The organism is Bradyrhizobium sp. KB893862 SZCCT0404, assembly GCF_018130885.1.
In the GTDB taxonomy this organism is placed as follows: Bacteria; Pseudomonadota; Alphaproteobacteria; order Rhizobiales; family Xanthobacteraceae; genus Bradyrhizobium; species Bradyrhizobium stylosanthis.
Genome location: NZ_JAFCLT010000003.1, coordinates 301978 through 314374, shown reverse-complemented (window position 1 = coordinate 314374; position 12397 = coordinate 301978). Strand labels below are relative to the sequence as shown.

At 63.2% G+C, this 12397-nt stretch carries 17 protein-coding genes; 15 read left to right on the top strand and 2 right to left on the bottom strand.

What is annotated here, in order from left to right:
- Position 1: 1 nt before the first annotated feature.
- The 3 genes from JQ617_RS15490 to JQ617_RS15480 all read left to right on the top strand — a co-directional run bounded on the left by JQ617_RS15490 (position 2) and on the right by JQ617_RS15480 (position 2582).
- On the top strand, positions 2–880 hold the full coding sequence (locus JQ617_RS15490) for a phosphonopyruvate hydrolase (RefSeq protein ID WP_212027071.1): 879 nt from the start codon (positions 2–4) through the stop codon (positions 878–880).
- A complete protein-coding gene (locus JQ617_RS15485; RefSeq protein ID WP_212027070.1) occupies positions 877–1374 on the top strand; it encodes an HIT family protein in 498 nt (165 codons plus the stop codon). Before JQ617_RS15490 ends, JQ617_RS15485 begins: the two co-directional genes overlap by 4 nt.
- An 881-nt stretch (positions 1375–2255) precedes the next feature.
- Complete coding sequence (locus JQ617_RS15480; RefSeq protein ID WP_011084751.1) at positions 2256–2582, top strand: DUF736 domain-containing protein; 327 nt, start codon at positions 2256–2258, stop codon at positions 2580–2582.
- 108 nt (positions 2583–2690) lie between these two features.
- Here the strand turns inward: JQ617_RS15480 and JQ617_RS15475 are convergent, their stop codons facing one another.
- Both JQ617_RS15475 and JQ617_RS15470 read right to left on the bottom strand, forming a co-directional pair.
- Entirely contained in the window at positions 2691–3107 is a 417-nt protein-coding gene (locus JQ617_RS15475) for a hypothetical protein (RefSeq protein ID WP_212027069.1), read from the bottom strand.
- 164 nt (positions 3108–3271) lie between these two features.
- A complete protein-coding gene (locus tag JQ617_RS15470) occupies positions 3272–3505 on the bottom strand; it encodes a helix-turn-helix domain-containing protein (protein WP_212027068.1) in 234 nt (77 codons plus the stop codon).
- A 230-nt stretch (positions 3506–3735) separates the two neighbouring features.
- Between JQ617_RS15470 and JQ617_RS15465 the strand changes: the two genes are divergently transcribed.
- The 12 genes from JQ617_RS15465 to JQ617_RS15415 all read left to right on the top strand — a co-directional run bounded on the left by JQ617_RS15465 (position 3736) and on the right by JQ617_RS15415 (position 12391).
- Complete coding sequence (locus tag JQ617_RS15465; RefSeq protein ID WP_212027067.1) at positions 3736–3999, top strand: DNA -binding domain-containing protein; 264 nt, start codon at positions 3736–3738, stop codon at positions 3997–3999.
- Positions 4000–4118: 119 nt separating this feature from the next.
- Positions 4119–4328, top strand: a complete 210-nt coding sequence (locus JQ617_RS39995) for a transcriptional regulator domain-containing protein (protein WP_249157131.1) — start codon at positions 4119–4121, stop codon at positions 4326–4328.
- Entirely contained in the window at positions 4261–4905 is a 645-nt protein-coding gene (locus JQ617_RS15460) for a DUF2285 domain-containing protein (protein WP_249157130.1), read from the top strand. The genes JQ617_RS39995 and JQ617_RS15460 overlap by 68 nt, the downstream gene beginning before the upstream one ends.
- A gap of 205 nt (positions 4906–5110) precedes the next feature.
- Entirely contained in the window at positions 5111–5362 is a 252-nt protein-coding gene (locus JQ617_RS15455; protein WP_212027066.1) for a helix-turn-helix transcriptional regulator, read from the top strand.
- 13 nt (positions 5363–5375) lie between these two features.
- Positions 5376–6485, top strand: coding sequence for a replication initiator protein A (locus tag JQ617_RS15450; protein WP_249157129.1), 1110 nt, complete (start codon positions 5376–5378; stop codon positions 6483–6485).
- Positions 6486–6780: 295 nt separating this feature from the next.
- Positions 6781–7419 carry a ParA family partition ATPase gene (parA, locus tag JQ617_RS15445; protein ID WP_212027065.1) on the top strand — a complete coding sequence of 213 codons (639 nt, stop codon included), beginning with the start codon at positions 6781–6783 and terminating at the stop codon, positions 7417–7419.
- Positions 7416–7670 (top strand): ribbon-helix-helix protein, encoded by a 255-nt coding sequence (locus tag JQ617_RS15440; protein ID WP_212027064.1) that lies wholly within the window; start codon positions 7416–7418, stop codon positions 7668–7670. Before parA ends, JQ617_RS15440 begins: the two co-directional genes overlap by 4 nt.
- Positions 7667–8185, top strand: a complete 519-nt coding sequence (locus JQ617_RS15435) for a DUF2840 domain-containing protein (RefSeq protein WP_212027063.1) — start codon at positions 7667–7669, stop codon at positions 8183–8185. Before JQ617_RS15440 ends, JQ617_RS15435 begins: the two co-directional genes overlap by 4 nt.
- The gene (locus JQ617_RS15430; RefSeq protein ID WP_212027062.1) at positions 8182–8727 is read left to right on the top strand and encodes a S26 family signal peptidase; all 546 of its coding nucleotides are present in this window, start codon (positions 8182–8184) and stop codon (positions 8725–8727) included. Before JQ617_RS15435 ends, JQ617_RS15430 begins: the two co-directional genes overlap by 4 nt.
- 35 nt (positions 8728–8762) lie before the next feature.
- Positions 8763–9098, top strand: a complete 336-nt coding sequence (locus JQ617_RS15425) for a DUF736 domain-containing protein (RefSeq protein WP_212027061.1) — start codon at positions 8763–8765, stop codon at positions 9096–9098.
- 4 nt (positions 9099–9102) lie between these two features.
- Positions 9103–10011, top strand: a complete 909-nt coding sequence (locus JQ617_RS15420) for a lytic transglycosylase domain-containing protein (RefSeq protein WP_249157128.1) — start codon at positions 9103–9105, stop codon at positions 10009–10011.
- 640 nt (positions 10012–10651) lie between these two features.
- Positions 10652–12391 (top strand): relaxase/mobilization nuclease domain-containing protein, encoded by a 1740-nt coding sequence (locus JQ617_RS15415; RefSeq protein ID WP_212027060.1) that lies wholly within the window; start codon positions 10652–10654, stop codon positions 12389–12391.
- Positions 12392–12397: the final 6 nt, after the last annotated feature.

Genomic DNA, 12397 nt, shown 5'->3' with positions numbered 1-12397 from the left:
CATGGATACACCGGCACGACGGCTGCGTCAGTCGGTCAAGACGAAGGGGTTGGCGCATGTGATGGCGGCGCATTCTCCCCTCTCGGCCAAACTGGTCGAGGAAGCCGGCTTTGATGCCATCTGGGCCTCCGGCTTCGAACTGTCTGCGCTCTACGGCCTGCCCGACGTGAGCCTGGTCACGATGACACAGCACCTCGACATGGTCAGAGCCATGGTGGGCAGCTGCAATCTTCCCATCGTGGCCGATGTGGACACCGGCTTCGGCAACGCCATCAATGTCCTGAATACTGTTCGCGAATACGAACGCGCGGGGGTCGCGGCTCTGGTGATGGAGGATAAGACATTCCCCAAAGTGACCAGCCTGGTTGCCGACGGGCGGCAGGAGCTCGTTCGCCTGGAAGAGTTTCAAGGAAAGCTCGATGCCGCGCGATCGGTGCGTGCCGATCCGGACCTTCTACTGATTGCCCGGACCGAGGCGCTCATCGCGGGCCTTGGCAACGAGGAAGCGCTCCGCCGTGCGCGCGCCTACGAGGAAGCTGGCGCGGACATGGTGCTGGTGCATTCAAAACAAAAGACACCGGACGAGATTGAAGCGTTCGTTCGGGCCTGGGACGGAACCGCACCGATCGTGCTCGTGCCGACGGCATATCCGGAGATGAACCAGGAACGGATCCAGGCGTTGGGCGGCAAGGTCGGCTTGGTCATCTATGGAAATCACGCAATCAGAGCGGCGGTAGGCGCCATGCAGAAGATCTTTGCCACGATCCAGGCGGACGGTGGCATTCATCGTGCCGACCGCGAGATTGCTTCGGTTGAAGAGATCTTCCGATTGCAGGGAATGGACTGCGTGAAGGCGAACGAGAAGCGATACCTCCGATGAGCTCCAATCAGGATGGATCGCCCGCCGCGAGCGGCTGGAATCTTGACGAACGCTGGGAAGCTCGTATCTCCGGCACTTCATGCGAGTTTTGCCGCTGGGACGAAGCGATACGTGCGACCTATCCGGTCGAAGTGGCGAGACTTCGCGTCTCGCGCTGGTTTCTTGGCGCCAATCAATACGTGCGTGGCTACAGTATCCTGGTGCTTGATCGACATGCGATCGAACTTTACGACCTGGACACAACGGTACGGCAGGCCTTCACCGAAGACATGGCCGATGCCGGGCAAGCGCTCGGGCGCGTGTTGAAGCCGATCAAGATGAATTTCGAGTTGCTCGGCAACGTGGTTCCACATCTCCACTGTCACCTCAAGCCCCGTCACCGTCATGATCGGCCGGCTCACGCACGCATTTTCCAGGACGCACAACGCGAGCAAATGCCGCTGACGCAACTCGAACAACTGGCCGGAGAGTTAAGGTTGGAGTTACGGAGATAGCGGAGGACGGCTGTGCCGGATCGAAAGGTCTCGAGTGAAGGATCGGTCGAGATATCCTAGAGTTGATCCGCACAGGGCCCCCGCAATTGCGCGAGAGCCGCTTGGCTGTGGTCACGTATGGCACGCAGCTGAGACACGGAATCGTCCAAATGACGGTGCCTTCGTCCACCTGGCAAACGATCTTCGCGATCGTTGGCGCGACCACAGTCACTGTTGCGTTTGGCCGCTTTACGGCAATGGCCGCACCCCGGACCAACCGGGCAGGATTTGACGCAGGGCGAACATTGTAACCGCGGTCGTTGGGGTTGGATCAGATCAAGCGCCCTGAGCACTCGCGGTGCCCATCCGCGAACATTCGCTAGAGAGCGGCCCGTGCAGCGAGGCTCGAGTCTTTGCGGTATGGCCAGGCAATCCGCGGTTGTTGAGGAGGCGCGCTGGTCCAAGTGGTGACGTCTCACAAACACGGCCGGCAACTCGGTTCGATAGGTGTGTTGCTCCAGTGCGGTCGCGGAAACTTAGATCCGTCCGCGGTCAATTAGCACGGGAGCCAATCTCCGCCGAATTCGTTCGCCGGACTTTGCGGCACGCGAGGATCGCCGCGTCCTACTTGATGTCAGCTCTGTTAGGCCGAGCGCACCAAACGGCCTCTTCGATGGGTTGATCTGGCCGAAGGACGGCTGAAGCCTCGACCGCCTATGGCGCAACAGCGGCGTCAAAACTTTCTTCCCCTGCCGGCCGCGCCGTCATTCCTCGCGAGACAAGAAAGTTCCTCCTTTGCTGTCGAGCCCCTTCGGGGTGCGCCGTCGATCGCCTCCGGCCTGTCGATCACCATCGAGGCCGCAAGGTGCGGGCTCGGAAAACAGAGATCAAGGAGAACTACCATGGCGACCATCGGCACCTTCAAGAAGACCGGCAACAACGAATTCAACGGCGAAATCGTCACCCTCTCGCTTCAGGCCAGGAACGTCCGCATCGTCCCCGAAACCAGCCGCTCGGGCGACAACGCCCCCAGCCACCGGATCTATGTCGGCCGGGTGGAGATCGGGGCCGCCTGGTCCAAGCGCTCCAACGAGGGCCGCGATTATCTCGGCCTCAAGCTCGACGACCCGAGCTTCACCGCACCGATCTTCGCCAACCTCTTCGCCGATGAAGAGGGCGAGGGCTTCAGCCTGATCTGGTCCCGGCCCAACCGTCGCAACGGCGACTGAGCCGATCCGCAATGCCCCGCCCCGGCTGGCCCGGGCGGGGCACCCCTAAGCTCAAGAGCAGGCCGCGCGGAGCTTCGCGATCGGGTGCGGATGGCCGATCGACCGCGATCAGCGACCGCGAACCTGTCCCGCCTTGATCGGCCGTCTTTGATTGGCTTCCAATACGGTCTCGACGATGTCCTCCCAGTCGGGGCAAATTGCGACCAACTGATCCAGCACAGTGGGATCGCGCTCGATCTGGGCGAGCGCCTGAGCGCGCCATTCGTCGTTGAAGCTGATGCTCATCAACCCCAAACATTCGACGACCGAACTGTCAGGCGGCAAGTGTTCCAAGATCGCCGTCACTATGCCAGTCCATTGTTGAAGCAGGCGCCACTGCTCAGCGGCGGCCCCGCTCTCCAACTTCTCCTGAAGGAGATCAATCAACAACAGGAAGCGAATTCGCCAAGGTTGGGGCCTGAGGTCCGCGACGTAAGCGTCCACGACTTCGCGGATGTTGGCTGGCAAGTGCTCGTACAGGGTCATAAAGCCCACTCCATCTCACTCAGCACGCCCTTCCGTCCCTGGACAGGTATGCGTCTCTGGAGACAGACCAGATTTACGTAAAGTCGCCTATCAACTTATGCGTGACGCAATGCCGAGTTGATTCATAACGTGCCAAGGCTGCGATGGAGCACAAATTCGTCGCGTTATCGAGGTCGATGAGGATGAACCGCCGTTCGTTTGATCAGATCGGTTGCCTCGACCCCTAGCGCCTCGGCGATTCGGCCGAGCACGGTTACGCTGGCTGACACATCGGCGCGTTCAATTGCGCCGACGTAACGGACACTTAGTCCAGCGCCATCGGCCAACTCTTCCTGCGTCATCTCCTTCTTATGGCGTATCCGACGCAAATTGATCGCCATGACCTCCTTGAGATCCATGGCGACAAGGGAACTCACATCGGAACGATCGTTCCAGGAACGATCATTCCGATTCGTACGGAGTCGTGCTATTCATAGCCTCTGGCTGGGGCCTGGTGTGCCGCTTCCAGGGGGTACCGCGATGCGGTCTGCGCATCACGGCACAAATCGCGTGCGACGATTTCCCAGCTTGCAAAGTTCCGGCTTAGATGAATTCTAATCGCTGCATGCGATGCTGAGGGGCAATTGCAATGAACGAAGCGCCATTCCAGGACCGGCCGCCAATAACCGATCGTGTCAACGCCTACGACGAGAAACATCTTGCAATCTACGTTCGGTTGTTGATGGCCGAAGAGGAGGGCGCTGACTGGCGTGAGGTGGTCAGCGTGATCTTCGGCCTCGATCCCGTGCGCGAACCAGATCGTGCCAAAAACGTCCATGATAGCCATCTCGCTCGCGCGCGATGGATGGTGGAAGCCGGATATCAGGACCTTTTGGAACCGCGGATGCAGTGAGTTTGCGCCCAATCACGCAAATTGCGATCTCGCGTGATGCAACCTCCGGGTCTAGTCTCTTGTAGCGTCTTTATGGAACGTGGTGCGGGGCACAGAACAAAAAGACGAGTAGACAGACCATGCCGACCCCGTACTGGCGCTCGCCGGAGACCGTCGAACGCCTGAATCGCCTTGAGCGTCCGGGCTTCGCCCTTGAGTTCCTGCGCCGCAATGCCGACTACCGCCGCGACTTCGCCCGCACTGAGCGCGAGATCGCGCGCCATGGCGCTGATCCCGAAACCATCCGAACTAGTTTCGCACGTCGATGGAGGTTGCGGTGTCGCCCATGATCCCGCCTCTCCGGTTGGGCCCGAACCAGCCATTTGGCTGCCCGAGGCATCACCGGGAACATTGATCCTGACGCCCGCGCCGCCAGACTTCGAGACCGTTCATTCGATCGATCGCAACGCTTTCGGACTGCCAATCGTCGAGCGGACAGACGCTGACGGTCGTGAGCTGGTTGTCGCCGACGGCTCAGGTGAGCTCCATGTCCGTTTGCGCGACCAGCAGGCCGCGCAACGTCCCGCCGTGCTTGTACCGCTCGATAGCATGGGTGAACTGCGTGCCGACGTGGCGCTTCACTTCGCGCGCCGCCTTGCTGGCCAACGCACCGGTCTCCTACCGGCGGCGCTGCGGCTGACGTCGTTCCAGAAGCGGCGACTGATTCAGCTCCTTCACGCCTTCGACGTCCATGACCTCGGCGGCGGCCCGCGAGACGTGGCAGCGAAGGTGCTTGCGTCCGACCACGCGCAGCGTCGTTCGGTCGAGTGGAAGGATTCGCATGCTCGCCGTAAGGCGAACCGGCTCATTCATGATTCGATCGCTTTGGTCGAGCGCGGCTATCTCAAACTTCTGCGCGGCCTCTGATCGGCTCCCCGATTCCTCCAAGCCTTCCGCCCTGATGAGTTAACCCGCGCCCAGCTGGTCGCGCTCGGCTTCGCCTGGTTGCGACGATGGGGGACACAAACCTACGTAGTTTTTCGTCCACCCCCAACGCCTGAACTCTCCGCCACTCTGGCCCGGACAAGCCGCGACTTGGCCGCGGCGCTTCGAGGCAAGACGGAGATCTCCCATGCTCGATAGGCCCGCGCAACTCACCACACGCTACGTGCGCACCCCCGAGGCCGCGCGCCTCCTCGGCATCTCCCCGCGTACGCTCGAAAAATATCGCTGCCATGGCAATGGCCCGACCTTCCGCAAGCTCGGTGGGCGTGTCGTTTACGCCATCGGCGATCTCGAGGCGTGGGCCGATCAGGCCGCCTGCAGCTCGACATCGGATCCTCGCTACGTCGAGGCCCGGGCCGCCGGCAACGCGCATCGCTAAGGCAGCGCCTGCCATGTCGTCGCACCGCCTCATCATGCCCAGCGAGCGAAGCAAGCTCGACCCCTTCGTTGTCGCCACGGGCGATGCCAGCCCGCGCGATCAGCGCGACCTGATGGAGCGGCCGTTCTTTTCGCTCGCCAAGGCCAAGCGGACGGCGCCGATCCTCTATGAGGCCGGCGACGTCCGTGTCGAGGTCTATGCGGTTCCCGAGCACGGCATGGCCACAATCTGGGATGCCGACGTGCTGATTTGGGCGGCGAGCCAGATTGTGGAGGCCGAGAACCTTGGTCTGAAGACCTCGCGCTTCCTGCGCTTCACACCTTACCAGCTTCTGACCGCAGTCGGCCGGCAGACTGGGGCCCGCGACTACAAGCTCTTGAAGGGAGCGTTGGCCCGTCTGCAGGCGACCGTCATCCGCACCAGCATCCGGCAGAGCGAGCATTGGCGGCGCCACCAATTCTCCTGGATCAATGAGTGGGAGGAGTGCGCGACGCGCGACGGTCGTGTGCAGGGAATGGAATTCGTCCTCCCTGACTGGTTCTATCGCGGCGTCATCGATCGCTCACTCGTTCTCACGATCGATCCCGCCTATTTTAGCCTGACCGGCGGGATCGAGCGCTGGCTCTACCGCGTCGCCCGCAAGCATGCCGGCCGTCAGCCGAGAGGCTGGCTCTTCGAGGTCGCACACCTCCACAAGAAATCCGGCAGTCTCGCCAAGCCCGCTGACTTCGCATTTGATCTCCGTCGGATCGCGGCGCGTCAACCGCTGCCAGGCTACCGCCTGAGCATCGAACGCACGGAACGCAGAGAACTACTGCGTATCTTGCCAGCGAAGTCATTCACAGCACCTGTGGACGGCGCTGTGAATCATCTCGGGATTTCGGGCGTTCACGCCACCGGGACTCCGGGCGTGCCCGTATCGGGATTCCGGGAGTGCACACCGAGGTCAACGCTTTGGTCGGAAACGACGATCGCTCGCGCTAACTTAGAGTCTAACTTTGACTCTAACTGTTGTAGTGAGCCGATACGTCCTAAGGATAACAACTCAGACGCGTCATCGCTGTCCACTGAGTCGCCGTCAAATGTCGTTGGCCCCGGAAGCCGAGAACGGGGGCCCAAATGAGTAGACTGGCCCTCAAATCTGCGACCGTGGCCCCTCATCATAAGAGTGGTGGCCGCTCGTTGTGCGACCTGCGTGTCGCTTCAGTCGTTGTGGCTTTCCCGCAAACGGGCGACTGGGGGCGGTCGATGAGTAATCTGCCCCTTAAATCGGAGACTCATTTTCCGTTAATCGTAGACCGGCGCAATGGTCAGTCTCCGTTCCGGCTTCGGCCGACGGCGCTGCCGTCCGTCGAGCGCATCTCCAACAGCCCCAGACGATCGCCGCTGCCTTTCGACAACAAGGCGGGAGGCAAACAATGATCGTCGCGCTGCTCAATCAAAAGGGCGGTGTCGGCAAGACGACGCTCGCTCTCCATCTCGCCGGTGAATGGGCGCTACGCGGCAAGCGTGTGACGCTGATCGATGCTGACCCCCAGGGCTCGGCATTGGACTGGTCGCAGCAGCGCGCGAGAGAGAACGTCCCTCGGTTGTTCGGCGTCGTAGGCCTTGCGCGCGATACGCTCCACCGTGAGGCGCCGGAGATCGCACGCACCGCCGATCATGTCGTCATCGACGGACCGCCGCGCGTCGCCGGATTGATGCGTTCAGCACTGCTGGCAGCCGATCTGGTGCTGATCCCCGTGCAACCGTCGCCGTTCGACGGCTGGGCCTCGGCCGAGATGCTCGCTCTGCTGCGAGAGGCTCGCATGTACCGGCCTCAGCTCGCCGCTCGCTTTGTACTCAATCGCTGCGGCGCACGCACGATCATCGCCCGCGAGACTGCTGAAACGCTCGCCGATCACGATCCGCCGGTGCTTGCCAGCACGATCGGCCAGCGCGTCGTCTTCGCTGACGCCGCGCAGTCTGGCCGGCTCGTCTTCGAGTTCGTCGAGCAAAGCGCCGCTGCGCGAGAGATCACCGCGCTCGCCGCTGAAGTCGCGAGGTTTTCACTATGAGCGAACGCTCGACCAAGCGGGGCTTTGCTTCGCGTCCCGGCGATGCGGAAAGCTGGGTCAAGGCGAGCGATGCACCGCCACGTAGTGTGAATGAAGCAGCGGCATTCACCGCGCGTTTGACCATCGACATCACGCCGGCGCTGCGCGGCCGCATCAAGGTCGCCGCGTTCCAGCGCGGCGCGACCGTTGCCGACATGCTCCGCGAATTGCTCGCGCGAGAATTCCCCGCTGACGCCGGAGAACCGTCATGAACGACAACGAGGCCTTGCCGCCACGCGCCGTGCCGTCCTCGCATCGACGTGCTGTCGCGCTCACCCATGTCGAGCTGACCTGGATCGAGAAGCGGATCGAGCACTGGCTGCGCTTCGGTCGCCGTGCCGAGGAGAAGATCCTCGACCGCCGCCGCAGCATCTCGAGCTTTGCGCCCGGCAGCATCTTCGGCTTCGTTCGCTGGGCATCGAATGACTACGGCACCGTGGTGTCGCGCATGGACATCGTGCGCACCGTCGAGGCCGGTCAGCGGTATCAGACTCTACCTTTCGTGCGCCCCGGCGGCGAAATCCTGCTGCGTGTCGACAACTGGCCGAAGGTCGAGCGTGTGCTGCAGGCCATTGACGCCATTGAGGCACTTGCCATCGATCCGGCCGACGCTGCGCCCGAATACTGGCGGCATCTCCACAACCGCCTCGCCGCCGACCACGTGCCGCGTTCCTACACGCGCGAGCAGCATGTAGCCTGGCTCAAGCGTCGGAGCATCACGCCATGACAAGATTTGGCTACGTCATGGTGACGTACTTCGCGATGCTGGCCGCTGGCACCCTGGCGTTCGTTCATCCCGCGCCGCGGCTGATCTGGAACGCCACCGCGAGCACGCCCGTAGGGCTCTACGCGCTGCATCGGGTTAGAGAGCTGCACGCCTTGGAACTGGTCGCAGTACGGTTGCCGGAACCGATCGCTAGCGTCCTGGCTGATGGCGGCTTTCTTCCGAAGGGCGTGCCGTTGCTGAAGCGTGTGACGGCGCTGCCCGGGCAGACTGTGTGCCGGTCGGGCGACGCGATCACGGTCGATACCGTCGATGTCGGCGCCGCACATGATCGCGATCACCTCGGCCGTCCGCTGCCGCGTTGGAGTGGTTGCCATATCCTCGAGCAGGGCGAGGTCTTCCTCATGAATCCCACTGTGCCGGACAGCTTGGACGGCCGCTATTTCGGCACGCTCCCCGTCACTTCAATCGTCGGGCGTGCGATCCCGCTGTGGACCGACGAGGCCGGTGACGGCCGGTTCATCTGGCGCGCCGCCACCTATTGACCCGCTTCCCAACCTGCCAACCGAGGAGTTTTCCCATGGCACACATCGGCCAATTCACGCGCGACAAGTCTGGCTTCACCGGGCGCATTCAAACGCTCTTCTTCGAGCGGATTCTCATCCTCCTCCCGGCCGAATCCTCGGATGCCGAGAACGCGCCGGACTACCGCATCCGTATCGGAGATGCCGAAGGCCCGGAGATCGGCGCGGGCTGGAAGCGCACCGGCGAAAAGGCGGGCGACTATGTTTCGCTCGTCATCGACGACCCGACGCTGCCGCGTCCAATCCGCGCCAATCTCTTCCAGTCGGCCGAGGACAAATCGGCCTGGACGCTGAACTGGAATCGTCAGCCCCAACGCGCCGAGCGGGACTGATTGCATGCAGGGTCCTGTCACGCGTGCCGCCGACGAGGCGCATCGAAGCTCTATCCCTTTGCTCGCGGCAAAGCCGTCTCATTCCTCGGGTCCGCGTAGCCGTCGGGCGGCCGCCGCGCGCAGCGGTGGTCAAACCGGCGGTCCGTGCGCACGGTTGGTAAGCAGCACGACGCCTCGCCATGGTGGCGGAGCCACGGCGGGCTTTGCCGTTCTCCTCCTTACCGGCCTGCTGGTGGTCGGCGGGCCAACGGCAGCAGTGTCCGGGCAGAGAGCGCCGACGCAAAGTCAACCGGCGAGCGATCACTACGCAGCTCATGTGGCGGAGGCCGCGGCGCGCTTTGGCATTCCGGCAGCATGGGTTCGCGCCGTCATGCGCATTGAGAGTAGCGGCGATCGGCATGCCGTGTCGTCTAAGGGTGCGCTCGGCCTGATGCAACTCATGCCCAAGACCTGGGCGGACATGCGCGCTCGCTACGGTCTCGGACGCGATCCTTTCGATCCTCGTGACAACATCCTGGCCGGCGCCGCCTTTCTTCGCGAGTTGCACGACCGCTACGGCTCGCCGGGCTTTCTCGCGGCCTATAATGCAGGTCCCGGCCGCTACGAGGAGTTTCGCGATAGACATCGTCCGCTACCGGCGGAGACGAAGGCTTATGTCGCGGCTATCGTCCCTTTTGTCGTTGCGGAGGGGGCACCAGGACCTCTTCTCCTCGCGGCCTCTTCTCGTTCATCCTGGACACGCGCGCCGCTGTTTTTCGACAACGCTGATCGGTCGCCCGCTGTTGCGCCAGCAACACCCGATCGACGGACACTCGACAGACCCGCTGCAATTCTGGTGCACGATCTCTCTGCGATCGTGCCGCAATCGGAAGGCTTGTTTGTTGCGCTCTCGACAATGGGACGATCACAATGACTGCGCTGCATCTTCGACCTCAATGCGCGGATTGCGGTGCGTCTGCGCGCACCCCTGTTGCGGAGATCTGCATATCCGCCACACGACAGCGGCTTACCATCCATCGTTTGTGAATTCGCGCCGACGTTAAGACTTTCAGGTGTGCTACTAAGGGACCCTCGCTCACGCTGCAAAGAGTTCGCGGAGGAGTGCGATAACGGCGTGCTGATGGCATATGGGCGATGCCTTCGGCCCGCGCTCTACTCGTCGCTTCGCTCCTCACCGAGCCACCCTACGGGTGTCTCGGCCCTGCGGGTAACGATCGCTATCGCAAGCGCTCGCTTCGCACGCAAACAGTGGGGGCTTCGCAAGTCAACTGCCAAGTCGCGGCGGCTCATTCGCAATGAATCGGCCACGGGCCGACGCGTTCGGGCAGGCGCTATTGAAGGATCTACCGCAATGACCCGAACTTGTTGCGAGTCGCGGCAAGCACCAACCGGACGATGGCGAGATAAAAGGCCGCAACGTGCGGCTCGGTCGGTCGGTTGTTTATGCTGCCAATTTTCCTCGGGTCCGCAATGTGCGGCTTCGGCGCGCAATGTGCGCCGCGTTATTAACTCATTGCGGGGATTCGACGTTTCGCACATTGCCGGGGCTGGCCATGGCTGAAGAGAACGATTTTCGGCCTCGGCCCGGCCGCATCCGCTCCCCGCGGGCCCAGCGGGCAAAACCCTTCATCGCTCAGGCGCTCGCTGCCGCTCAGCGCGCCGGTGGCGGCATTTCGCGTGCCGGCCATCTCACCAGCCCACGTCATTCGCGCTTCGGCCGCGGCCGGGTTGCCAGCGTGCGGGCAAATCGTCTGCTCACCGGCCGCTCGCAGCTGGTGACGATCAAGACGCGGGTCGTTCGGCATAGAGCGAGATCGGCGCCGCTGACTGCGCATCTCGGCTATCTCCGGCGAGAGGGCGTGACCCGGGACGGGGAGAAGGCCCACCTGTTCGGCCCGGACACGGCGGATGCCGATCCCAAGGCCTTCGCCGAACGCTGTGAGAATGACCGGCACCATTTCCGTTTCATCGTCTCGCCCGAAGACGCACCTGATATGGCCGACCTCAAAGGTTTCGCCCGTGAGTTGGTCGGCCAGATGGAAGTGGACCTCGGCACCAAGCTCGACTGGGTGGGTGTCGATCACTGGAACACCCAGCACCCGCACGTCCACATCATCGTGCGCGGTGTCGCCGAGGACGGCCAGGATCTCGTCATCTCCCGCGACTACATCAGGGAGGGGATGCGCGCCCGCGCCCAGGACCTTGTCACACGGGAGCTTGGAATACGTTCCGATCTCGACATCCGTCGCTCGCTTGAGCACCAGGTTGACGCGGAGCGCTGGACACAGCTCGACCGACAGCTTGCTCGGGATGCAGACCGCCACGGCGTCATCGACCTTGTTCCCGACCCGGTCGGACCGCCTGATCAGTTTCATGCGTTGAAGGTCGGCCGGCTGCGTCGCTTGGAGCGCCTTGGCCTCGCTCATCAGATCGGGCCGGGCCAATGGGTCATGGACGAGGCCGCCGAGACGACGTTGCGCGAGCTTGGCGAACGCGGCGACATCATCAAGCGCATCCACCGCAGCCTGACCGAACGCGGCATCGAGCTTGGGAGTGCCAACTACGTGTTGGCAGGCGAAAGCCTCGACGTCCCCGTCATCGGCCGTCTCGTCGATCGCGGCCTCGACGACGAACTCAAGGGGACCGCCTATGCCGTGGTCGACGGCGTCGATGGCCGCACCCACCACATCAGGCTGCCCGACCTCGACGCGGCGGGCGATAGCGCGCCTGGCTCGATCGTCGAGCTCCGCAAATTCGACGACGCGAGAGGGCAGCCTCGCGTGGCGCTCGCTGTCCGCTCCGATCTGTCGATTGAAGCGCAGGTGACGGCGAGCGGCGCGACGTGGCTCGACCGGCAGGCCATCGCACGCGACCCGGTTGCGCTCGGCCAGGCCGGCTTCGGCGCCGAGGTCCGCGACGCCATGCAACGGCGGGCCGAGCAGCTCATCGAGCAGGGTCTCGCCGAACGCCAGCCGCGTGGGCTGGTGTTCGCGAAGAACCTCATCGGCACGCTGCGCCAGCGGGAGCTTGAAGCTCTCGGTCAGCAGCTCGCCACTGACACCGGTCAGCCGTTCAACCCGTCGGCTGTCGGTGAATATGTCGCGGGCAGCTATCGGCAGCGCTTCGCGCTCGCCTCCGGCCGTTTCGCCATGATCGATGATGGGCTGGGCTTCCAGCTCGTGCCCTGGACACCCGCGCTCGAAAAACAGCTCGGCCGGCATGTCTCCGGCGTCGCCCGCGCCGACGGCGGCATCGACTGGGGTTTTGGGCGCAACCGGGGGCTTGGCCTGTGAGTGATC